The 23009-nt window shown below is 41.0% G+C and carries 27 protein-coding genes; 21 read left to right on the forward strand and 6 right to left on the reverse strand.

Annotated features, from left to right (window positions below; translation table 11 throughout):
• Nucleotides 1-8: 8 nt before the first annotated feature.
• Together ribH and FGG15_RS05985 are read right to left on the reverse strand one after the other, a co-directional pair.
• Nucleotides 9-491 carry a 6,7-dimethyl-8-ribityllumazine synthase gene (ribH, locus tag FGG15_RS05980; protein ID WP_138834216.1) on the reverse strand — a complete coding sequence of 161 codons (483 nt, stop codon included), beginning with the start codon at nt 489-491 and terminating at the stop codon, nt 9-11.
• A gap of 4 nt (nt 492-495) precedes the next feature.
• Nucleotides 496-1254 (reverse strand): tetratricopeptide repeat protein, encoded by a 759-nt coding sequence (locus FGG15_RS05985; RefSeq protein ID WP_138834218.1) that lies wholly within the window; start codon nt 1252-1254, stop codon nt 496-498.
• A gap of 126 nt (nt 1255-1380) precedes the next feature.
• On the opposite strand from FGG15_RS05985, the gene recF reads away from it, so the two are divergent.
• Genes recF through FGG15_RS06005 form a run of 4 tightly spaced genes read left to right on the forward strand, consistent with a single transcriptional unit; the run spans nt 1381 to nt 3708 of the window.
• A complete protein-coding gene (recF, locus tag FGG15_RS05990) occupies nt 1381-2460 on the forward strand; it encodes a DNA replication/repair protein RecF (protein ID WP_138834221.1) in 1080 nt (359 codons plus the stop codon).
• 1 nt (nt 2461) lies between these two features.
• Nucleotides 2462-2884 carry a hypothetical protein gene (locus FGG15_RS05995; RefSeq protein WP_138834223.1) on the forward strand — a complete coding sequence of 141 codons (423 nt, stop codon included), beginning with the start codon at nt 2462-2464 and terminating at the stop codon, nt 2882-2884.
• The gene (locus FGG15_RS06000; RefSeq protein WP_138834225.1) at nt 2884-3180 is read left to right on the forward strand and encodes a DciA family protein; all 297 of its coding nucleotides are present in this window, start codon (nt 2884-2886) and stop codon (nt 3178-3180) included. Before FGG15_RS05995 ends, FGG15_RS06000 begins: the two co-directional genes overlap by 1 nt.
• 21 nt (nt 3181-3201) lie before the next feature.
• Nucleotides 3202-3708, forward strand: coding sequence for a GNAT family N-acetyltransferase (locus tag FGG15_RS06005; RefSeq protein ID WP_138834227.1), 507 nt, complete (start codon nt 3202-3204; stop codon nt 3706-3708).
• Between the two features lie 48 nt (nt 3709-3756).
• On the opposite strand, the gene FGG15_RS06010 is transcribed toward FGG15_RS06005, so the two are convergent.
• Nucleotides 3757-4176: a nucleoside-diphosphate kinase gene (locus FGG15_RS06010; RefSeq protein WP_138834229.1), complete on the reverse strand. Its 420-nt coding sequence runs from the start codon at nt 4174-4176 to the stop codon at nt 3757-3759.
• A gap of 49 nt (nt 4177-4225) precedes the next feature.
• Entirely contained in the window at nt 4226-5269 is a 1044-nt protein-coding gene (locus FGG15_RS06015; RefSeq protein WP_237561754.1) for an alkaline phosphatase D family protein, read from the reverse strand.
• Between the two features lie 75 nt (nt 5270-5344).
• Here FGG15_RS06015 and FGG15_RS06020 point away from each other — a divergent pair, with 75 nt between their 5' ends.
• The 4 genes from FGG15_RS06020 (at nt 5345) to FGG15_RS06035 (ending at nt 9242) form a co-directional block, all read left to right on the forward strand.
• Nucleotides 5345-6361 (forward strand): DHH family phosphoesterase, encoded by a 1017-nt coding sequence (locus tag FGG15_RS06020; protein ID WP_138834231.1) that lies wholly within the window; start codon nt 5345-5347, stop codon nt 6359-6361.
• The gene (gene gldI / locus FGG15_RS06025; RefSeq protein ID WP_138834233.1) at nt 6358-6915 is read left to right on the forward strand and encodes a gliding motility-associated peptidyl-prolyl isomerase GldI; all 558 of its coding nucleotides are present in this window, start codon (nt 6358-6360) and stop codon (nt 6913-6915) included. Before FGG15_RS06020 ends, gldI begins: the two co-directional genes overlap by 4 nt.
• Nucleotides 6916-6919: 4 nt before the next feature.
• A complete protein-coding gene (locus FGG15_RS06030) occupies nt 6920-8029 on the forward strand; it encodes a peptidylprolyl isomerase (RefSeq protein ID WP_138834235.1) in 1110 nt (369 codons plus the stop codon).
• A gap of 145 nt (nt 8030-8174) precedes the next feature.
• Nucleotides 8175-9242, forward strand: coding sequence for a DUF3810 domain-containing protein (locus tag FGG15_RS06035; protein ID WP_138834237.1), 1068 nt, complete (start codon nt 8175-8177; stop codon nt 9240-9242).
• Nucleotides 9243-9269: 27 nt separating this feature from the next.
• On the opposite strand, the gene FGG15_RS06040 is transcribed toward FGG15_RS06035, so the two are convergent.
• On the reverse strand, nt 9270-10076 hold the full coding sequence (locus FGG15_RS06040) for a DUF6503 family protein (protein WP_138834239.1): 807 nt from the start codon (nt 10074-10076) through the stop codon (nt 9270-9272).
• A 59-nt stretch (nt 10077-10135) separates the two neighbouring features.
• On the opposite strand from FGG15_RS06040, the gene FGG15_RS06045 reads away from it, so the two are divergent.
• The 9 genes from FGG15_RS06045 (at nt 10136) to FGG15_RS06085 (ending at nt 19401) form a co-directional block, all read left to right on the forward strand.
• Complete coding sequence (locus FGG15_RS06045) at nt 10136-10954, forward strand: TrmH family RNA methyltransferase (protein WP_138834241.1); 819 nt, start codon at nt 10136-10138, stop codon at nt 10952-10954.
• Nucleotides 10955-10957: 3 nt separating this feature from the next.
• Nucleotides 10958-12190: a M48 family metallopeptidase gene (locus tag FGG15_RS06050; protein WP_138834243.1), complete on the forward strand. Its 1233-nt coding sequence runs from the start codon at nt 10958-10960 to the stop codon at nt 12188-12190.
• A 44-nt stretch (nt 12191-12234) separates the two neighbouring features.
• Complete coding sequence (locus FGG15_RS06055) at nt 12235-14439, forward strand: RelA/SpoT family protein (RefSeq protein WP_138834245.1); 2205 nt, start codon at nt 12235-12237, stop codon at nt 14437-14439.
• 41 nt (nt 14440-14480) lie between these two features.
• Nucleotides 14481-14936 carry a Fur family transcriptional regulator gene (locus tag FGG15_RS06060; protein ID WP_138834248.1) on the forward strand — a complete coding sequence of 152 codons (456 nt, stop codon included), beginning with the start codon at nt 14481-14483 and terminating at the stop codon, nt 14934-14936.
• Nucleotides 14937-14948: 12 nt separating this feature from the next.
• Entirely contained in the window at nt 14949-16217 is a 1269-nt protein-coding gene (locus FGG15_RS06065) for an adenylosuccinate synthase (RefSeq protein WP_138834250.1), read from the forward strand.
• A gap of 188 nt (nt 16218-16405) precedes the next feature.
• Nucleotides 16406-16759, forward strand: a complete 354-nt coding sequence (locus FGG15_RS06070) for a helix-turn-helix domain-containing protein (protein ID WP_138834252.1) — start codon at nt 16406-16408, stop codon at nt 16757-16759.
• The gene (locus tag FGG15_RS06075; protein WP_138834254.1) at nt 16753-18054 is read left to right on the forward strand and encodes a type II toxin-antitoxin system HipA family toxin; all 1302 of its coding nucleotides are present in this window, start codon (nt 16753-16755) and stop codon (nt 18052-18054) included. The genes FGG15_RS06070 and FGG15_RS06075 overlap by 7 nt, the downstream gene beginning before the upstream one ends.
• Before the next feature lie 85 nt (nt 18055-18139).
• Nucleotides 18140-18589 carry a cupin domain-containing protein gene (locus FGG15_RS06080; RefSeq protein WP_138834256.1) on the forward strand — a complete coding sequence of 150 codons (450 nt, stop codon included), beginning with the start codon at nt 18140-18142 and terminating at the stop codon, nt 18587-18589.
• Between the two features lie 113 nt (nt 18590-18702).
• Nucleotides 18703-19401, forward strand: a complete 699-nt coding sequence (locus FGG15_RS06085; protein WP_138834258.1) for a DUF4386 domain-containing protein — start codon at nt 18703-18705, stop codon at nt 19399-19401.
• 221 nt (nt 19402-19622) lie between these two features.
• Here the strand turns inward: FGG15_RS06085 and FGG15_RS20175 are convergent, their stop codons facing one another.
• The gene (locus FGG15_RS20175; protein ID WP_138834259.1) at nt 19623-19850 is read right to left on the reverse strand and encodes a hypothetical protein; all 228 of its coding nucleotides are present in this window, start codon (nt 19848-19850) and stop codon (nt 19623-19625) included.
• Between the two features lie 202 nt (nt 19851-20052).
• On the opposite strand from FGG15_RS20175, the gene FGG15_RS06095 reads away from it, so the two are divergent.
• The 4 genes from FGG15_RS06095 to FGG15_RS06110 all read left to right on the forward strand — a co-directional run bounded on the left by FGG15_RS06095 (nt 20053) and on the right by FGG15_RS06110 (nt 22905).
• Entirely contained in the window at nt 20053-20613 is a 561-nt protein-coding gene (locus FGG15_RS06095) for a hypothetical protein (RefSeq protein ID WP_138834261.1), read from the forward strand.
• 129 nt (nt 20614-20742) lie between these two features.
• On the forward strand, nt 20743-21450 hold the full coding sequence (locus FGG15_RS06100; RefSeq protein ID WP_138834263.1) for a hypothetical protein: 708 nt from the start codon (nt 20743-20745) through the stop codon (nt 21448-21450).
• A 71-nt stretch (nt 21451-21521) separates the two neighbouring features.
• Nucleotides 21522-22283, forward strand: a complete 762-nt coding sequence (locus FGG15_RS06105; protein ID WP_138834266.1) for a hypothetical protein — start codon at nt 21522-21524, stop codon at nt 22281-22283.
• A 157-nt stretch (nt 22284-22440) separates the two neighbouring features.
• Nucleotides 22441-22905 (forward strand): hypothetical protein, encoded by a 465-nt coding sequence (locus tag FGG15_RS06110; protein WP_138834268.1) that lies wholly within the window; start codon nt 22441-22443, stop codon nt 22903-22905.
• Nucleotides 22906-23009: the final 104 nt, after the last annotated feature.

A 23009-nucleotide genomic window follows, 5' to 3' on the forward strand; every position in this document is an offset into this window, starting at 1 on the left:
AGTCTTGGCTAATTCCCCAGCACTGCCATTTGAATAGCAGCTATAGCCGCTTCCGTACCCTTGTTCCCGTGTTTACCACCACTTCTATCCTCCGCCTGTTGTAGCGTATCGTCGGTAAGTACACAAAAGATGACCGGAACATCGTATGCAACATTAAGGTCTTTGATTCCCTGGGCCGTGGCACTACAAACAAAATCGAAATGGCTGGTCTCCCCCCTAATGACACTTCCTATGGCAATTACAGCATCTACCTCTTCCGTGGTGAGCATTTTTTTAGCACCGAATGTCAGTTCAAAACTTCCAGGGACGCTCCAACGAATAATATTCTCTTGCTGCGCACCACAGTCAACTAATGCATCAAAAGCTCCTTTATAGAGGGCTTCCGTAATCGCTTCGTTCCATTCAGAAACAACAATCCCAAACCGAAGTGACTTCGCATTTGGGATTTTGGATTTATCGTAAATCGAAAGATTCTTATTTTCAGTGGCCATGTTGTTAGTTTTGGGCCAAACCAATAAGCACATCTATGCCATTGGCTTCTTGCGAACCCTCAAACTCTTCCTTGATTCGCTCAAAGAAACTGATGGCTTTATCTTTTTGGCCAAGATTCATGGCTAATACACCCGCCTTGTACAAAAATCGAGGTGTGGTATATTCATTGGTACTATGTGCAATGGCTTTCTCATAGTAACCCAAGGCATCCTCTTCTTGGTTCAACTGGGAAAAAGCGTCCCCAATTCCACCTTTGGCCATGGCACCTAAAACAGCATCATCGGAAGAAAAATCCTCCAATTGGGTAATGGCATCATCATATTGTTGTAGGTTCAAATAGGTCATTCCAGCAGAATATTTGGCCAAATTTGCAGCTTTGGTTCCCTTATACTCCTGAATGATATCCAAAAAACCATATTTCCCTTCCGCACCGTTCAAGGCCAACCCAAACAAAGAATCCTGGGCGGTCTCATTGGCCAATGCTTGATCAAAATACTGCTGCGGATAAAAAAGTTCATTGGCAGCAGAAGCTTCTTTCGGTTTTTGAATAAACTCGTTGTAACCCAAGTATCCCAATACACCTATGGCAATAACTCCAATGGCCCCCAAGATGAAATTTTGGTTCTTCTGTACCCAAGCCTCCGTTTTGGAAGCACTTTCGTCCAAGGTGCTAAACACCTCTGCCGTTGTGCTGTTTTCGTCTATGGATACTTCTTCAGCCTTATTTTTTGGTTTAAAGCCTCGCTTCTTGTATGTTGCCATTCTTCATTAAATTAATCGCGCAAAAATAAAGTTTTTATCCAAAACCAAAAGGCAATTTATTCGTTATTTTTGGAATCTTTTATGGGTCTCAATAGCGCCCCAAACACATTATTGCACTAGCTTTTCATGTTTTTAAAGCATTTATCCTTAGTTAATTACAAGAATTTCGATTCCAAAAACATGGAGTTCGACCCCGTAATCAATTGTTTGGTAGGCGATAACGGGGTTGGAAAGACCAACATTCTGGACGCCATTTATCATCTTGCATTTGGCAAGAGTTATTTTAACCCAGTAACGACCCAGAACATTAAACACGGTACCGATTTTTTTGTAATTGACGGAGAGTTTGAAAAGGAAAAACGTGAAGAAAAAATCATCTGTAGTTTTAAACGGGGGATGAAAAAGGTCATCAAACGCAACGGTAAAGCCTATGAAAAATTTTCGGAACACATTGGCTTTTTACCCTTGGTAATCATCTCACCTTCGGATAGGGATTTGATCATTGAGGGCAGCGATACCCGAAGAAAATTCATGGATGGGGTCATTTCCCAATCGGATAAACAATATCTGCAAGACTTGATCAAATACAATAAGGTCTTGGTACAGCGAAATTCCTTACTGAAGTATTTTGTGGCCAACAATACCTTTGATCCCGACACCTTATCCATTTACAACGGTCAACTTCACGAATTGGGAACCAACATCCATGAGAAAAGATTGGCATTCATAGCATCATTTCTTCCCATTTTTAAGGAACAATATGCCCATATTTCAGAAAAGGATGAACAAATCAATTTGTCCTATGAAAGTCAATTAAAAGATAAAAGTTTGTTGGAGTTGCTGAAAGGATCCGTCGAGAAAGACCGGGTTTTGCAATACACCAGTATGGGGATTCACAAAGACGACTTACAGTTCACCATTGCTGGGCATCCAATCAAGAAATTTGGGAGCCAAGGGCAACAAAAATCTTTCCTCATTGCCTTAAAACTGGCCCAATTCCATTTTATAAAGGCACAGGCCGGAACCACACCCATTCTGCTTTTGGATGATATTTTTGACAAGCTGGATGAACATCGGGTTTCCCAAATTGTTTCACTGGTAGATAATAAAAGTTTTGGACAATTGTTTATTAGTGATACGCATGCTGAACGCACCGAAAATGTAGTTAAAAACATTAAGCAGAGCTATAAAATCTTTACCTTGTAACATGAGGTGGACAATCCTTTTTTTATTGGGATTAATCTTTTTTGGATGTGCTGAATCGTCCATTTCCAAGGAAGAACTTCGGCATTTGAATGGTTATTGGGAAATCAGCAATGTGATGTTTCCAGATGGAGAGCAGAAGGATTATGGAATTAACCCCGCCATTGATTTTATTCATTTGGAGGGTAGCCAAGGTTATCGAAAAAAAATGCAGCCCAAGTTTGATGGTAGTTATCAAACATCCAATCAATCGGAAGCTTTTGAAGTCATCCAAAGTCAGGAGTATTTTGTTCTAACCTATAAACATAATCTGGATGATAGACAGGAAACTCTGATCCAATTGGATTCGCTTTCCTTTATCATCCGTGACGAGGAGGGTGTACAATATATATATAAGCGATTTCAACCTATATCCATTCCCAAATAATGGCCAAAAGACAAAATTCAGGTTTACCACTTCGGGATGCGCTGAGCGAGTTTATCAAGGAAAACAAGCTTCAAAAAGGCATGGACAAAGTAGACGCAAGGGACGCCTGGGTAAAGCTCATGGGAAATGGGGTGAATAATTATACTACTGCTGTGGAGCTTAAAAACGAAACCCTTTACGTTTCCTTATCCTCCTCAGTATTGCGGGAAGAACTTAGCTTGGGAAAAAGTAAAATCATTACAATGCTCAATGAGGAGTTGGGCAAAGAATTGGTCAAAAAATTGGTGCTGCGCTAAAAAATAATCATCCCTAGTCCAATGAAAACAATTGTAGCATCGGAAAGATTGCTGATTCGGGAAGCAGGACCCAAAGATTCCGAATTTATCCTTGAACTGCTCAACAGCCCTAACTGGCTGGAATTTATAGGAGACAGAGGTGTAAAGACTGAAAAACAGGCCTTGACCTATATAGAAACCAGTTTACGACACTCCTACAGCAATCATGGTTTTGGTCTTTATGTGGTGATTTTGCAAGAATCCATAACCCCAATAGGGCTCTGCGGATTCCTACAACGGGATTATCTGGACCATCCGGATATTGGGTTTGCCACCCTTCCATCCTTTGAAGGGTTTGGGTACACTTTTGAAGCTTGTTCAGCCCTAATGGGACATGCCAAGCAAAGCTTACAGCTAAAATCCATCCTGGGTATTACCACCCCATCCAATCTTAAATCACGAAATCTTCTTACCAAAATTGGACTTGTGGAAGCGGGTACGGTAATTCCTCCAGGTAAGAAAGAGGAACTTCTTCTTTTTTCCAACTAAAAAAGCCACCCAAAAAGAGTGGCTTTCCATGTATACTTTATATTCTCTTTAGAATACTTCTCTTCCTGAAAAGTGAAAAGCACCTTCAATGGTGGCATTTTCATCACTGTCTGAACCATGAACGGCATTTTCACCAATACTGGTTGCATATAATTTACGGATGGTTCCCTCTGCAGCTTCTGCTGGATTGGTCGCCCCGATCAACGCACGAAAATCATCCACAGCATTATCCTTTTCCAAAATTGCGGCAATAATTGGCCCACGAGTCATAAATTCCACCAATTCTCCAAAGAAAGGTCGCTCTTTATGAATTGCGTAAAATTCTTGCGCATCTCTTTTGCTCAATTGGGTATATTTCATGGCCACAATTTTGAAGCCAGCCCCTGTAATCTTTTCCAATATAGCGCCAATATGCCCATTTTCAACGGCATCTGGCTTGATCATGGTAAACGTTCTATTTCCCATTATTTTCTAAAATTTTGCGCAAACTTACGCTTTTTCCACCAACGGACAAGGGTTAATACTGCTGTTTTATTTCTTGATGCACCAAACCATTTTCACCCATGATTTTAAGCTTGGCCTCCCGGGTCTCAAGGTTTAACTCAATAAGACCAAAACTGGTCACAGAAGTTACCGAACCCACGCGATAGGGGTTGGGCTCTGCCTCAAAATTGGAGTAAGAATGGGTAAGACCGCTACTAGTAAAATCAATTAAGGGATACGACATGCTTTCCAACTGGGTTATGGAAAACTCAGAAATATGTCGGTCACCAGATAAAATCATAATTCCTTTGGCTTTGGAGTTGGAAATCAGTTGGTTCATTCTTTCAATTTCCTTTGGAAAATTGCCCCAACTCTCAAATCCATGTTCCCTGGACAAAAATTGAATACTGGTCACAATCAAATTGAAATTGGCATCTGATGATTGCAATTCATTTTGAAGCCATTCCCACTGGGCTTCTCCCAGAATTGTTGCATCAGCCGCTGCATTTGGTTTGTATCTTCTTCCGGGATTTTCGTCTTTCTCCAGCCTGCTTCGAAAATAGCGGGTGTCCAAAACCAATACCTTTATTTTACCAGCTGGAATCTCATACGTATGTGCAGCATAGATTCCCTTCCTTGCCCGTCTTTCACTTTCCGGAGCCACTCCCATAAAATCTAAAAACTGTTGTTGACTTCCATCTTTCATGGTGAACTCCTCCCCTCCATCATTTAGACCATAATCATGATCATCCCAGGTTCCTATGACAGGAATTTTGGACTTCAACAAAGCATATCCCTCAACCTTGTTTTGTTTATCATACATCGATTTCAAAAGCTCCATATCATCCGTATCCGCATAAATATTATCTCCACCCCAAATCCAAAGGTGGGGGTCCATTTCCAAGATATCGTTCCAAAAAGGGTTCTCCATATCTTGTTTGTTACAGGAACCAAAAGCAATGTTAAAAATGGGATTGGAATTTTCACCAGCACTTTCCTGGATTGGTGAAGATTCTTGCTTTGATTTGCATGTGATGAGGGCCATTACACACAAAAAAAATGAAAGGAAACGTGTCATACCGTGAATTTGAGCTTGGACAAAAATAAAGCATCCAAGCATACCTCTATATTATATTATTGTATCTTTGGGCGCATGAATTTAGAGGATATCACGACAGTTAAGTCGATTCTTTCCCAGCCCCAAAACATCGCAATTATACCGCATAAAAATCCTGATGGAGATGCCATTGGCTCCTGTTTGGCCCTAAGTTTTTTTCTGAAAGGGCAGGGTCATAAGGCTTCTGTAGTTGCACCCAACGATTTTCCTAAATTCCTAAAATGGATGCCTGGCAGCAGCAGCATTTTAAATTATGAAAGGGAAAACAGTCAGGCCAAAAAGGTTCTGGAAGAAGCCACGGTTGTCTTTACTTTGGACTTTAATGATTTATCCCGCACTGGGCAGTTGGAAACTCCTTTAAAGGAAAAAGAGGCGGATTTTATTATGATCGATCATCATCAACAGCCCCATGATTACGCCAGGGTTACGTATTCCGATGTGAGCATGAGTTCCACTTGTGAGATGGTGTATAATTTTATAGAATTTTTGGGAGCTTTGGATAGCATTACGCCAGAAATTGCTACTAATCTGTATACCGGAATCATGACGGACACGGGTTCTTTCAAATATCGCTCAACCTCCAGTAGAACGCATCGGGTAGTTGCAGATCTTATGGACAAAGGGGCATCCAACGTGGAAATTCATCAGCAGGTTTTTGATACCAACTCCCCATCCCGCTTACATTTGTTAGGTGCAGCCTTGCGCAATATGGTCATTCTTCCCGAATTGAAAACCGCGTATATTACACTTAGCCAAGAAGAATTGGATCATTACGATTTTAAAAAAGGGGATACCGAAGGATTTGTTAACTACGGTTTAACACTTGAAGACATTAATTTTGCCGCCATCTTTATTGAAAACAAAGAGGAAGGTATCATCAAAATCTCTTTCCGATCTATTGGGGACTTCTCCGTGAACCAGTTTGCCAGAGCGCATTTTCATGGTGGCGGCCATGACAACGCAGCCGGAGGGCGCAGCGAACTCAGCATGGAAGAAACTATTGATAAATTCAATTTGACCCTTAAGACATACCAAAAAGAACTAAACCCATGAAAGCGATTTGGTCGTCCATATTGATTTTATTTTTAATGAGTTGTGGAGGCCCAGAACCGCGTAGGCCCATAAAAGTAAAGTCCGGTAGTTTTTTTAAGGAATCCGTGGAACGGAACAAGGCGCTTTTGGCGCAAGAAGAAAGCATCATACAGGAAATCATTGAAAGGGATACGCTGCATGAGTATACCGCCAGCCCCAGTGGATTTTGGTATTATTTTGACGTCAAAAATGACAGCTCACGATATTTGCCCAGAACCAACGACCAAATCCTCTTTTCGTATAATTTGCGCAATTTGGACAACGATACCATCTATACGGCCGAGGAAATTGGCCCTACCTCATACGTAGTTGACAAAGAACAATTGTTCACCGGACTTCAAAATGCAGTAAAACTGCTTAAAATCAATGAAAAGGCGACCTTCCTATTTCCATCCTTGCAGGCCTATGGCTATCATGGGGATGGCGACAGAATAGGTCCCAGAACTCCGCTGAAGTCGACCATAGAATTACATACCATCATTGTTAATCAAGATAGTCTAAATCTAAAACCATAATACCATGAAACGATCCCTAGTTTTAATTACGCTATTCTCCATGGTCTTACTTGCCTGTAAATCCAGCAAGTATACCGATTTGGGAGATGGCATTTTTGCTGATATCCAAACCAATAAAGGAGATATCATTGTAAAATTGGAACATGAGAAAACCCCGGTTACCGTGGCCAGTTTTGTATCGCTGGCAGAAGGCAATAGTCCTTTTGTGTCCGATAGCCTTAAGAACAAAAAATTCTATGATGGCCTCATTTTTCACAGGGTCATGAAGGATTTTATGATTCAGGGTGGTGACCCAATGGGAACCGGAAGAGGCAATCCAGGATATAAGTTCAAAGATGAATTCAATGACTCCCTGACACACTCCAAAAAGGGTATTTTGTCCATGGCCAACTCGGGTCCAAAAACCAACGGGAGCCAGTTTTTCATCACCCATAAAGAAACACCCTGGTTAAACGGAAGACATACTGTTTTTGGTGAAGTGGTGAGCGGATTGGAAGTAGTGGATACTATTGCCAATGTAGCCGTTGCAGCCCAAAGCAATACACCTGATGAAGATGTTGTCATGAACAAGGTAGAAATTGTACGTAATGGCAAGGAAGCCAAAAACTTCGATGCGATTCAAATCATGACGGATTATTTTGCCGAAGAAGAAGCTGCGGTAGCCGCTTTTGAAAAAATGAAAGCCGATTATGCGGCTGAATTTGAAAGTCAAAAAGCACAGGCCGAGGAACTGCCCTCCGGACTTAAAATTCTATCCTTAACCCAAGGAGACGGAGAAAAGCCCAAAGTTGGACAAAAGGTTTTGGTGATGTACGCTGGATGGCTTCCCGACGGACTTCTTTTTGACAGTAACTACGAGGAGATAGCCACCAAATTCAACAAGTTTGATTTAAGAAGGAAGCAAGGTGGCGGTTATTTCCCAACTCCTATGGATTATAGTCCTGAAGCTAGGTTAATTCCAGGATTCAAAGAAGGATTACAAACTATGAAAGTGGGTGATAAAATACGTGTGTTTATCCCGCCACATTTAGGATATGGAGCCCAAGGTGGTGGTCCCATCCCACCTAATTCCGATTTGATTTTCGATTTGGAGATTACCGGAATCCAAGAATAAAATCCTTAAAATTATTAGAACCAAGCCGAACCTATGTTCGGCTTTTTTCCTTTTTGCACAAAGCTTTGTTAAGACTCCATCCCTCAATATACATTCTAAAAATTTAGAAGTAGTTTAGAGGCTTTGTTTCCCGTATATATAATCTATGCGACCCAAAGTCAAAACTCTAATTGCCCTTGCCCTACCCCTCCAAATTATTTTGGTCAAGTGGATTGGCAGTTATCCCAATTGGGTTGAGCGTTATTATAGTGAGGGCATTTATCCGCCTATTTCCAGATTCCTGCGCTTACTATTTGGCTGGATTCCTTTTTCTTTTGGCGATCTGCTTTATCTAACCCTCATAGTTCTGGCCCTAAGATATCTCTACCGAAACTGGAAGAGCATAAGGCAAAAGCCATTGCTTTTCTTAAAGGATATTGTAGTAGTTCTATCCTTGGTATATTTTGCATTTCATCTGCTCTGGGGAATGAACTACTACAGACAACCCATTACTTGGAAACTAGGCATTGAAAGGGAATATACTCAACAACAATTGGTAGAATTCACACAGTATCTGATTGACCAATCCAACCATTTTCAGGAACAGATTGCCGGGGATAGTATTGAACCGGTCCAGGTTCCGTATAGCCGCAAGGAGGTATTCCAAAAGACCAAGACTGGATATGCCCAACTCAAAGATACTTACCCCTATCTAGAGTATAAGAGCCAAAGTATTAAGTCATCCTTGTTCAGTATTCCACTAAGTTATATGGGCTATGGGGGCTACCTTAATCCTTTTTCCAACGAAGCCCAAGTGAATGGTATTACACCCATTTATCGCATGCCAACAGTAAGCGGACACGAGGTTGGTCATCAATTGGGATATTCGGCCGAAGATGCCACCAATTTTATCGGGTTTCTGGTTTCAGCCAAAAACCAAGATCCTTATTTTAAGTATACTGCTTATTCCCATGCCTTGGGGTATTGCCTATCCGATTTGGCCCAAAAAGATGAGGACACCTTCAAGCAGTTGGTAGAGGGCCTAAACCCCGGGGTCAAAAAAAATTACAAAGAAGTCCGTGATTTTTGGGAGCGCTATGAAAATCCGTTGGAACCTGTCTTCAAATCGATTTTCAATACGTTTCTCAAAGTCAATAATCAAGAAGAAGGAATTGAGAGTTACAATTCTGTCGTTGGATTACTGATCAGCTACCACAATAAATACGGATTTTAAAGCCAGCAACTTAAGATTCCAGTGAACCTAGTCATACTTTTTGGGTTCCACCGTAACGGCCTGCCCGGGTTTGGCATAAAAGTCGTTGGGTTTTGCCTCTTTGGCCAAGCTCACGTTTTCAAAATTAACCGTACTTCGGGCATCGAGAATTTTTGGCCCCTCATAGTTGTACCATGTAATGGATTTAGGAAGTACCAGACCTTCTATCTCCTGCAAATCATCATACCGAATCCATTTAACAATCTCCGACACTTCTCCCGTTCTATAAGTCACCGTATACCCCAACCAGGCCATTTGACCAGTTTCAGCATCTATATGGATAAAATATTCATCCTTTGGTGAAGTACCCACACCAGAATTATACGCAATACGGATTCCAGGATAACTTTTTTGTTCATAAACCAAATCATCCGTTTCATGGTAAACTATACCGTCATCCGCCAAAACAAAAGGCATGGCATAGAAGTAAAACATGAGGTTGTGGTAAAAAACGGCATCGCCCTCATAGCTTTCATCCGAATCCAGGAGCCATACTTGACTTCCATCAGAACCCATGGACAACTTATCGGTATCCACACGATCCATGCGAGACCACAAATCTATCGTATGGGTTTCCTTTGATTCGCTTTTGGGCATTTCAAAGGTCAATGTGCGCTGGGCTTTCCATGCTTTCAAACCACCATGGGCGGTAAAAACAGTCTCAAGTATTTTAGGGTATTTCGCAGTAGCAACTTCGGTTTCGGCCTGCACCTTTTCTACACTTTTTTCTTCTTTGGAAGCTGGTTTACAGGAGGCAACAATTAGAATCATTGCCAAGAGAACTATTCTTTTCATCTTCTATTTTTGGTCAATTTCATGCTTGGTCGGAAGGCATACAATGAGATTACAAGAATATGTATTTTTGTGGGGTGAAGGAAGTCAAATCCATCAGCAGTACCCAAAATCCTTTGATAAAGAAGATACTGCTCCTAAAGGAAAAATCCCGGGAACGGAAGAAAACAGGTCTTTTTGTTGTTGAAGGAGTTCGCGAAATTGAGCTGGCCCAAAAAGGTGGTTATACCATAAAAACGCTGCTGTTTAGCCCCGAAATCGCTTCCAGTTTTTCCAGCAATCCGATATCCAAAAATCCAACAATCGAATACATCCAACTTTCCAAATCGGTTTACGAAAAACTGGCCCACCGAGGAACAACCGAAGGGATTCTAGCGCTTGTCGAGGGTAAGGAGCATCCACTGGAAAATCTTCAGTTTAAAAACCCGAATCCCTTGGTTTTGGTTGCTGAAGCTCCCGAAAAACCAGGTAATATTGGGGCCCTTCTCCGTACCGCAGATGCTGCGGCAATCGATGCCGTATTGATTGCCAATCCCCGCTCCGACCTTTATAATCCAAATATCATTAGGTCTAGCGTAGGCTGCGTGTTTACTACTCCCGTTGGTATGGGTAGTACAGAAGAAATCCTTCAATATTTAAAACATAAAAGCATCACCATCTATTGTGCAGCGCTTACGGCCTCCAAAAACTATGTGGAATGCAATTTTCAAGGTGGTTCCGCCATTGTGGTTGGGACCGAGGCAAGCGGTTTGTCCGAAACATGGCTCCAGCATTCGGATCAAAATATTATTATTCCCATGCAGGGTGAAATTGACTCCATGAACGTGTCCGTGTCCGCGGCAATACTTATATTTGAAGCCAAGCGGCAACGCGGATACTAGCCTATGGAAAAAACTACGCTGTTTTATGTCATCATCGGTATTTTGGTGGTGCAATATTTTATCCATCAACTTTTGGAATATTTGAACGCTAAGAGATTTGAATCCGATGTTCCGGAAGAGCTCCAAGATGTTTTTGATGGGGAGGAGTACCAAAAATCCCAACAATATAAGCGAACCAATTACAGATTTGGTAGTTTATCTGATGGGGTTTCCCTGTTGGTGACCTTGGCTTTTTTATTATTGAACGGATTTGAGTGGTTAGACCAGCTTACGCGTTCCATATCGGACAATCCTATTGTTATGGCCCTAGTATTCTTTGGCCTTATTGTTTTGGGGAGCAGTATTCTCAGTGCCCCATTTTCCTACTATCAAACTTTTGTGATAGAGGAGCAGTATGGTTTTAATAAGACTACCAAAAAACTCTTTTTCCTGGATAAGCTTAAAGCTGGAGTGCTTACCGCTATTTTCGGAGGTGGAATCCTATCCCTTTTCATTTTGTTTTATCAATGGACAGGTCCCAATTTTTGGCTATACACTTGGATTATGGCTGCTGCTGTTATCCTATTCATGAACTTGTTTTACAGCAAGCTTATTGTGCCTTTGTTCAACAAACAAACCCCCCTTTCGGAGGGAAGCCTAAAAGAATCCATTGAACGCTATGCCAAACATGTGGGTTTTGAGCTTCAAAACATTTTTGTGATCGATGGTTCCAAGAGGTCAACCAAGGCCAATGCGTATTTTTCTGGATTTGGACGGGAAAAACGGATTACTTTGTTTGATACCTTGATCAATGATTTGAGCGAGGAAGAGATAGTGGCCGTGCTGGCCCACGAGGTTGGACATTACAAACGCAAGCACATTATTTTCAATTTGGTGGTTTCATTACTATTGACCGGCTTGACCTTGTTCATATTATCCATTTTCATCAATAATCCTCAAATCTCATTGGCCATAGGCGTGTCCACCCCTAGTTTTCATGCGGGGTTGATAGGCTTTGTGTTGCTCTATAGTCCAATTTCCGAAATTACTGGATTGGCTATGAATTACCTATCCCGAAAGTTTGAGTTTCAGGCAGATAACTATGCCAAAATGACATTTGCGGCCACTCCTTTGGTCACCTCCTTAAAAAAGCTTTCCAAGAACAATCTGAGCAACCTCACGCCCCATCCGGCCTACGTATTTGTTCACTATTCACACCCTCCTCTAATTGAACGGATTAGAAACTTAAAGGCATAATTTTTGTTGGTTAGCTATTAGGATTGTGCTAACTTTAATTTAATATGACGGAGGCTGCTATAGAAAAAGAGAACAAGGAGATCGCGAAGCAGTACAAGGAATTGCTTCGTATCAGTTATCAAACCTTGACCGCTGCGGACAAGAAATTGATACGCTCCGCTTTTGACGTTGCCGTGGATGCCCACAAGGATCAGCGTAGAAAGTCGGGTGAGGCTTATATTTTCCATCCAATAGCCGTCGCCAAAATTGTAGCTTCTGAAATTGGTCTTGATGCGGTTTCCATTGCTTCTGCACTGCTGCATGACGTGGTGGAGGACACTCCGTACACCCTTGATGATATTGAGCGTATGTTTGGGGAGACTGTGGCCCGTATTGTGGATGGGCTTACTAAAATTGCCCACTTAAAAAAGGACAAGGACATTAGTCAGCAGGCTGAGAATTTTAGGAAGATGCTGTTGACTCTTCATGACGATGTCCGGGTAATCATCATCAAAATTGCGGATCGTTACCACAACATGCTCACCATGGACGCCATGCCAGAGCATAAACAGGTGAAAATCGCCTCCGAAACCCTTTACATTTATGCCCCGTTGGCCCATCGAATAGGGCTGTACAATATCAAGGGTAATCTAGAGGACTTAAGTCTAAAGTATACGGAACCAGAAGTCTATAGTGACATTCAAGCCAAAATAGAGGATACCGAGGAGGAACAGTTGGCGTATATTGAGGATTTTTCCAATGTAATACGCAATTCATTGGATAAGGAAGGCCTCAACTACGATATCAAGGGTCGGATGAAATCCATTTTTTCCATCCGGAGAAAAATGAAGGCTCAAAACGTTGCCTTTGACGAGGTTTACGACAAGTTCGCCATTAGAATCATCTATAAATCGGACCGAAAAAATGAAAAGTTCCTAGCTTGGAAAATTTATTCCATTGTTACGGATCACTTTACACCCAACCCTATTCGTTTGCGGGATTGGATCACCTCGCCAAAATCCACCGGATATGAAGCTCTGCACATTACGGTGATGGGACCTAAAGGAAAATGGGTGGAGGTTCAGATAAGAAGTGAACGCATGCACGAGATCGCTGAAAAAGGGTATGCGGCTCACTTTAAGTATAAGCATGGGGAACAAAAGGAACAAGGTATTGAGGATTGGCTCAACCGACTACAGGAAGCTTTGGAGGGCTCCAATGGAAATGCAGTTGATTTTGTAGAGGAATTTAAGCTTAACCTGTATTCCAAAGAGATATTTGTTTTTACCCCCCAAGGAGATTTAAAATCCATGCCCAAGGGATCCACACCATTGGATTTTGCCTTCCATATCCACACCGAAATTGGGATGAAAACCCGAGGTGCCCGGGTCAATGGAAAATTGGTTCCGCTGGGGTCAACACTTCAAAGCGGGGATCAAGTGGAAATCATTACTTCAGAAAGTGCCAAACCCAACCAAAGTTGGTTGGATTATGCCCAGACCGCCCGTGCCCGATCCAAGATCAAATCATCCCTTAGCGAAGAAAAGAAAAGCATTGCGGCAGATGGGAAGGAAGTGCTTCGCCGAAAATTAAAATCCCAAAAAATCAACTTGAACGAGGATACCATAAACAAATTGGTGACCTATTTTAAGCTAAAAACCAGTCTTGACCTATTTTACCGTGTAGGAATTGGGGTCATAGACAATGAACGCATCAAAGACTTTGCATCCTCTTATCACAATGCCTTCCTAAATTTCTTCAAGAACAAAATCCGAAGGAACCCAACGCCAAAGGATGTAAACAAGGATGAGATCACCACCAAATACGATATGTTGGTGTTTGGCAAGGAAGAGGAAAAACTTCCCTATAAATTGTCACAATGTTGCAATCCTATTGCCGGGGATGATGTTTTTGGGTTTTTAAGTGTGAATGAAGGAATAAAGGTACATACCAAAAGCTGTCCCAATGCTATCCAATTACAGTCCAGTTATGCCTACAGAATTATGTCGGCCAAATGGATAGACTCCTCTCAAGAGGAGTTTACTGCAGATATCCGTATAACAGGAATTGATAATCTGGGATTGGTGAACGAGATTACAAACATCATCTCGGACAACTTGCACGTGAACATGCGCAATCTGAACTTTAGTGCGGACGGTGGGACCTTTACCGGACAGATTACCTTGGTGGTAAAAAACAACAATATTCTTAAAAAATTGATTAACCACCTGAAACAAGTGGAGGGGATAGACAAAGTATCAAGAATTTAATTTTTAGCTGTACCTTTGTCTTTTAGCATTGGTGAGACGCTATGGGCAACAACAAAAACCAGGAAATTGTAAAAAATGTGTTCACTTCCTTTTTGGAAGAAAAAGGACATCGCAAAACTCCTGAACGCTACGCTATTCTTCAGGAAATCTATGATAGTGACGATCATTTTGATGTAGAGTCCCTTTATATTAAAATGAAGACCAAAAACTACCGGGTAAGCCGAGCCACCCTTTACAACACCATTGAATTGCTATTGGACTGCAAATTGGTGCGCAAGCATCAGTTTGGGAAAAATCAGGCCCAATACGAAAAGTCCTATTTTGATCGTCAGCACGACCATGTTATTTTAACAGATACGGGAGAAGTTGTAGAATTTTGCGACCCACGTATCCAATCCATCAAAAAAACCATTGAGGAGGTTTTTGATATCAAGATCAGCAACCATTCTCTATATTTCTACGGAACCAGAAACAAAGAAGAAAACCTAACTGACTAACCCACCTATTTCATGGTAGATTTATTGCTTGGACTCCAATGGGGAGACGAGGGAAAAGGAAAGATTGTTGATGTTCTTACCAAGGATTATGATATTATAGCCCGTTTTCAAGGCGGTCCAAATGCAGGGCACACCTTGGAGTTTGATGGTATAAAACATGTACTGCACACCATTCCATCCGGAATTTTCCATAAAAATGCCCTGAACATTGTGGGCAACGGGGTAGTCATAGACCCAGTGATTTTTAAAAAAGAACTGGACAATCTGGAGAAGTTCAACATTGACTTTGTTGCCAAGCTTTTAATTTCCAGAAAGGCGCATTTGATCCTACCCACCCACCGTTTATTGGATGCTGCTTCAGAAACGGCCAAAGGAAAGGCCAAGATTGGGTCTACTCTAAAGGGTATTGGTCCAACCTATATGGACAAAACAGGACGTAACGGGATGCGTGTTGGGGATTTGGAGTTTGATGCCTGGAAGAAAAAATATCGTACTCTGGCTGACAAGCACGAGGCCATGATCGGTTTTTATAATGTGGATATCCAATACGATTTGGACGAACTGGAAGCCGAGTTTTTTGAAGCGGTGGAAACCCTTAAAAAACTCACTTTCATAGATAGCGAAGAGTTTATCTTCAATGCCCAGGCCGAAGGCAAGAAAATATTGGCCGAGGGTGCCCAAGGCTCCCTTTTGGACATTGATTTTGGAACCTATCCTTTTGTAACCTCTAGTAACACTACCGCTGCTGGAGCTTGTACCGGATTGGGCGTAGCTCCCAATAAAATTGGTCGCGTACTGGGCATTTTCAAGGCCTATACCACCCGTGTGGGCAGTGGCCCCTTCCCTACTGAGCTTTTTGATGAGGACGGAGAGACCATGGGTCGCGTAGGTAACGAATTTGGTGCTACCACAGGCAGAGCCAGACGTTGCGGTTGGTTGGATTTGGTGGCGTTAAAATATGCGGTCCAAATCAATGGGGTTACCGAGTTGATGATGATGAAAGCGGATGTTTTAAGCGGTTTTAAAACGCTAAAAGTCTGTACGGCATATAAATATAATGGCGAAGAAATCCAGCACCTTCCCTACAATATTGAAAGCGAAAACGTAACACCGGTATATTCCGAAATGAAAGGTTGGGCCAAGGATTTGACCCAGTTGACCCAAGCGGAAGACCTTCCTCCTGCCCTAAACGAGTATATCGACTTTCTGGAAAAAGAATTGAACGTTCCGATCAAAATTGTTTCCGTAGGACCTGACCGAGTGCAGACCATTCATCGATAGTTACTCTTTATTTCGTTCAAGATACTTTAAGACTGTATATTTATTGTTATATTTTGTTAGTATTTACTAGCATTAAATGCATTTTTTAGCATTAATGATGGTATTTACTTACATCATGTTTTGAAAATCTTATATTTATACTTATATTTGTTGGTAAATACCAACATTTATGTTGTAAATAATCTATTATGACGGGAAATACCAACATAGAGTGGGCGCATATGACAGATTCAGCTATAGTAGAACAGCTAGGACGTTATATAAGACGTTTACGTTTACAACAAGATACCTCACAGGCCCAATTGGCAGAAAAAGCAGGGTTAAATCGCTGGACCATCAGTAAAATAGAGAATGGGGAGCCCGTTACCCTAATGAGCCTTATTCAAATTCTTAGGGCATTAAATAGTCTCTATGTTCTGGATACTTTTCAAGTTTCAGAAGAAATAAGCCCTTTGGCATACGCCAAGCTTAAAAAACAACAAAAGCAACGGGCCAGTGGTAAATCCAATCCCAAACCCAATATAAAAGATTTGGGATGGTAGATGTGGCCGAGGTAAAAATATGGGACGAACTGGTAGGAGCCATTCGCTGGGACGAGTCCCAACAACTGGGGTATTTCCAGTACGATCCCCAATTTCTCCAAAAAGGCTGGGACCTATCCCCTATTAAAATGCCCTTGGACCAAGGTGGACGTATACACAGTTTTCCAGAATTGCGGAAAGCCCGTGGTGAAACCGAAGATGCCTTTAAGGGATTGCCCGGTCTATTATCCGATACCTTACCGGACAAATACGGAAACAAGCTGATCAATATCTGGTTGGCCCAGCAAGGTAGACCTGAAAACAGCATGAACCCCGTGGAAAAATTGTGCTTTATAGGCACAAGGGGTATGGGTGCGTTGAAGTTTGAGCCTACTCGAATCAAAACTGGAGCATACACCTATGCTCTGGAACTGGATAGCCTAGTGGAGGTGGCCCAAAAAATGCTGAACGAACGCGAAACCTTTTTGACCCAATTGAACAAGGATGACGAAAAGGCCATGATGGATATCCTTAAAATAGGAACCTCGGCCGGGGGTGCGCGTCCCAAGGCGGTAATTGCCTATAATCCCAAGACCAAGGAAGTACGCTCAGGGCAGGGCAATGTGCCTAAAGGGTTTGAACATTGGTTACTTAAACTGGATGGCGTTAGCGGGGATCAGTTTGGTGAAAGCTCGGGTTGGGGGCGTGTGGAATACGCCTATTATCTTATGGCCCAAGATTGCGGTATTGAAATGAGCGAATGCCAACTGCTGGAAGAACACGGAAGGGCCCATTTTATGACCCAGCGTTTTGATCGTGAGGGCAACACCCGTCACCACATCCTATCGCTTTGCGGGATACAGCACTACGATTTTAACGATATGTACGGCTATAGCTATGAACAGCTGTTTCAAACCATGCGCATACTGCGGTTGACCTACCCCGAAGCAGAGCAAATGTTCCGAAGAATGGCCTTTAATGTTTTGGCCACCAACTATGACGACCACACCAAGAATTTTTCCTTTATCCTAAAAAAGGACGGGGAATGGCGACTGGCCCCGGCCTACGACCTTTGCTTTTCCTTTGACCCCACCAACCACTGGGTAAACAAACAGACCTTGAGCGTGAACGGAAAGCGCTTGGACATCACCAAAGAAGACCTCTTGACCATTGCCAAGGACAACAACCTTAAAAAAGGGAAAAGCATCTTAGAGGAAATCAATGCGGTGGTAAAATCCTGGAAAAGTTATGCAGCACAGGCCCAAGTGCGAAAAGATTTGACCGAAAGAATCCACAACAACCTCAATGTCCTTTAATTAAAGGTTCTTTGGAACGCACTTGACCAGGCTCCTGTCTGGGCAATCTATGGAATTTGACCAAAATGTCTTAATTTCAAGGACCATGAAAACATTACTGACATTTGTATTGGTATCCATTTGCTGTTTTGGAGCAGCTGGCCAAGACAATACAGTTTTCCCAAGAGGTGAATTGGCTCCCAACCTTCACCATACCGGAGATGTTTGGTTATACCATGTAAGCGCTGCGGACCCTGATTTTGATTATAATGTAGCCGTTGCCACCTTTGCGGCAGGCGCTAGATTGGATTGGCATATACACCCCGCGGGACAGCAGCTATTGATCATAGAGGGAACCGGATACTATCAAGAACGGGGGAAGGAGGTGCAAATAGTGAACAAGGGCGATGCCATTAAATGCCAGCCGGGGGTAGAGCATTGGCACGCGGCTAGCGCGGATAACGGGGTTACCTATCTTGCCATTTCGGGCAATAAGCGAACCAATTGGCTTGAGCCGGTTTCTGAAGAAGTTTATAAGGCCATAAAAGGAGACTAAAAAACCCTTGATGTAGATATGCCCTAGGGCCAAACAATGCATGACGCTTTTAAAACGCCAATGGTGGTGTAACAAATTCCCAGCTGATCAGTCTTAGGTAAAAACTGGACAACATGACCACTACAACTACCACTAAATTGACTTTTACCTTGGGCAAAGCTGCCCTAATAGCCGGTCTTGGGCTATTGCTCATGACCCTTACCGTTCCCTTTGCTGAATTCTATATTTTTCCCAAGCTTATTTTGGATGATGCAGCGACTACAGCTGAAAACATCAGCAAAGAAAAGTTGTTGTTTACCACCAGCATTTTTCTGCATTTGATCACCCTACTCTGCGATATTGTTGTGGCCTGGGCGCTCTATCTTTTTTTAAAACCCGTGCAACGCTACTTTTCCCTGCTTGTGGCCTGGTTTCGGTTGATCTATACGGCCATGTACTTGGTGGCCCTGACCAATTTGGTGAAAATATTGACGCTTGTACACCAGTATACTTCAGGTACGGGAACAGAAGTGGCTCAAAATATGCAGTTTTATGTGGATGCGTTTAGATTGGAATGGTCCTTTGGGCTGGTCATTTTTGGGGTGTATTTGGTGTTATTGGGCCTCTTGGTCTTTAAGGCCACTTACGTACCAAAAATCTTTGGGCTTCTATTGCTGATAGCCGGGCTAGGGTACGTGATCCACACACTTGGAGCTTTTGTTAGCCCGGAAACCAATTTGGATCTCTTGTTCTTTACCTTCTTTGGGGAATTGGTGTTTATGTTCTGGCTGTTGATCAAGGGGCGAACACTTAAAGAGCCCGTTCCCGCTTAAAACGCGCTTACTCTTTTTGGTGCAGCACAGTGCTAATGTGCCTTGGTAACGACCAACTTTTATAGGTAGGTTTCAAAGTCAAATGTCGAAAGTTGAAAGTCGGGATTTACGATTTAGCATTAAACAGGAAGCCCCAAATTCCAATGAAGATTGTTGAAGTTCAAGTTCAAACTCAGGTTCAATTTTGCATTTTCAATTTTCCACTTTCCATTTTCAATTTTTCATTTGCTTTTTTTCCTTTCCCGTATTCTAAGGACTGTAACAATGCCCCTTAGCGCCGAGACCACGCTTTGCACCTCTCGCGGGGTAAATACTTCTTCCTCTATATAAAAGAGCATTTCCAGGTTACGATCCAGCACCTTGGCAAACTCCTGCGGGGAGCCATAGCCTTCTTTAATAAAATGGGAGAGCTGTATCTTTTGGGTTTTAGTCAATGGTTTGTATTTCATAAGCCAAAGAAAGAAGAAATCTCAAGACCGTTTAATGCAATATATGGCAAGTGGGACAAAAAGTAGGTTATATCTTTCCAAAAGGGGAGGTTATGCGTATAAAAAAGGGTAAATTGTAGCTATAAACAAGTTGTAGTGCATTTGACCAAAAATGAGAAACCGACTTAAATTACTTCCATATTTTCTAGTCCTAATCTTATTTATGTTAGGATATATATTTACCAATCCATTTCGAACAAAAAAGCTGACCAAACAAGAGAAACAATCAATTCCTTACAATGGAAATGAGGTTTTAGTTTTCAAATCAAATAAATCTGAAATAGATACCATCCGAATTACGGAAATAACTGTGCGTGAGCATCCGCCGAATCTTGGCGATATGTTTTGGGCAAAAAACACAGAAATTTTGAGAGTACAATCGGACAAGGATTGTAAAAATTGTGATGAAATAATTACAGTTGCTAAACAAAATTTCACGTCTGAAACAAAAATCAGTTTTGATATAATTTTGAACGGTAAAAGATATTATCACGGCACCGAATTAAAAACTCTGAACAAGTTAGACCTTGAAAAACTAATAATAAACGGAATTGAACTAAATGATGTGGTTCGGATTGGTAGAAATTCTGAAAAATCTCATTCCGGACACGTTGACGGAATTTATTGGAGTAAATCAAAAGGAATTGTCCGAATTGAAATAAACTCGGATTATTATTGGGAATTAATAAATGGATATAAAAACGCCACACAACAATGGCTATAAATAATTGCTGGTTCTCCCCTACTTCTGAAAATCCTCACGGATTTTCAGCTTGGTGTGTACTTGCAAAGTTAAGTGCTAAACCGTGCAACTACTCATAGCCGAGACTGTTGTAAGTAATAAAAGAATGATATGAGTAGTAATAGAGATGATTTTACCGGTGCAACAATAGAAATATTAAAAAAGAGAGCTGCTTTTATTTGTTCTAACCCCAATTGCAGAGCTATGACCATTTCTCCTTCAGAAGAAGATGAAAATAAATTTATTTACATTGGTAAAGCCGCACATATAACAGCTGCCTCTGAAGGCGGACCAAGATATGATTCTGATTTAACTTCTGAAGAAAGAAGCTCGATAAACAATGGGATTTTTCTTTGTAGCAGCTGTGCTGATATGATAGATAAAAACAATGGTATTGATTTTGAAACTTCATTAATTAATGACTGGAAAACTCAACATGAAGAATGGATTAGAGATAATTTGAATAAGAAAATAACAGCCGAAAAAGAAGTTCAACAGGTGATTAATGTTACAAGCAATAATCAGCAAGGTGGGATTACGGCTGGAGTTGTAAACGTTAGCTCCCAACCTAGGAAATTTACTCAAGAAGCTCAGAGTCAATTATTACAATTACTAAATGGTAAAACTGGTCAAACAGTTACCGTCACATGCACAATGGGAGATGGAGAAGCTTTTAGCTATGCCACTCAAATTAAAACTTTTCTAGAATCAAAAAATTTCCCAGTGAACGGAGTAAATCAAGCCGTTTATTCTCAACCAGTAATGGGTCAAAATTTCAATCCTGATAAATTGGAAATAGTTATAGGAACGAAACAATAATACTACTTACAACAATGTATAAAAAGCATTAAAACGCTTTTTATACTAACCGTTGGGTATAATATCAGAATATGATATATGAAATTAAAAAATCGATTAATTCTATATTGTATGAAAGAGTTTCAAGTCCTCTTTTTGGGACTTTTATAGTCTCTTGGCTGATTTGGAATTGGAGAATTGTTTACTTGACATTTTTTGTAGATTCTGACAAAATTGAGTTAAACAAAGTAGATTTCATATTAAAGAATTATAACCAAGTTGAATTTTTAGTATGGTATCCATTAATTTCGACTGTAATTCTAATTACAATAATTCCTTTCATTTCAAATGGTGCATATTGGTTGAACTTAAGATTTTCTCAATGGAAAATTGACCAAAAGAAAATTATAGAGAAAAAACAACTATTGTCTATAGAGCAATCTATTAAATTAAGAGAGCAATTTTCAGATATGGAAAAAAGATTTGATAATCTTCTTTCAGAAAAAAATGATGAAATAAAACAATTGGAGTTAACAATTGACGATTTAAGAGAATCAAATGAGCGCTTTAAAAACGCACCAAAAGCCACTAAAACTAACCAAAAGGAACTTAGAGAACTCGCTTTAAGAATTAACCAAAATTCTGAATTAAAAATTGCTTTGGAGAGAATAAATCAATATATCCAAGGTGGCTATACTGGAATTGCGAAAGACGAACAACTTTCATCCAAACTCTTGAGTTATTTTGAATCCAATGAAATTATTTCTAACAGCGGAAAAGGAATGTATGAATTAACTGAAATTGGAAAAAAGGTGAATAAGTATATTCTTGATGAAGATTTTTCAACAGAGTAAAATACTATGCCCAACAATGGCTATAATTCATTGTGGTTTTGTACCACACCAAAACAAAAGTATAAATCTAACGGCTGGATTTCAGCGGAATAATCCTGCGGATGACTCCACAACGAAATCATGGCCGAGACCGTTATGCACAAGTTGAGTAAACCGAATGAAAGCGAAAATTGAGAAACATAAAGTAAGCGGAAAAGTATACGCTTGGACTTATAAAGACAATAACCGAAATTTTCCAGGTTGGAACTTTACGGTTGACTTAAAAGCAAGTGAAAGTCTTTCAGAATTATTGGATTTAATGTCTGGTTGTGAATGGTCTACTAAGAAGAAAATTAAAACTGAATTACCAACTCAAGCGCAACTGAATGTGCCGAATAACCAAAATGGCACTGCTAAATGGAAATCTAAACCGAATCTGACTCTGAACTGCAAAATGTCTGAATTGGAAAACCATTGGCTGATTAAAGAACTTGATAACGGAATTGAAATTCAGTTCGGAAAAGAAAAACTGAATGAATTACAAAACGCAATAAAAGGAATCCCAAAAGGGAATGGAGATTTTGCTATATCTGACCAAAACGAGGAGAGTATTCTCTACTTCTGGTGGAATTCAGAAAAATAAAAAACCAGTGCATAACAATAGCTATAATTCATCCTGAAGGCTCGGGACGAAATCATAGCCGAGACCGTTTCATTAAAATAAAAATATGGCTAAAACACTCTATG

This window comes from Flagellimonas algicola (genome assembly GCF_005937185.1).
In the GTDB taxonomy this organism is placed as follows: domain Bacteria; phylum Bacteroidota; class Bacteroidia; order Flavobacteriales; family Flavobacteriaceae; genus Flagellimonas; species Flagellimonas algicola.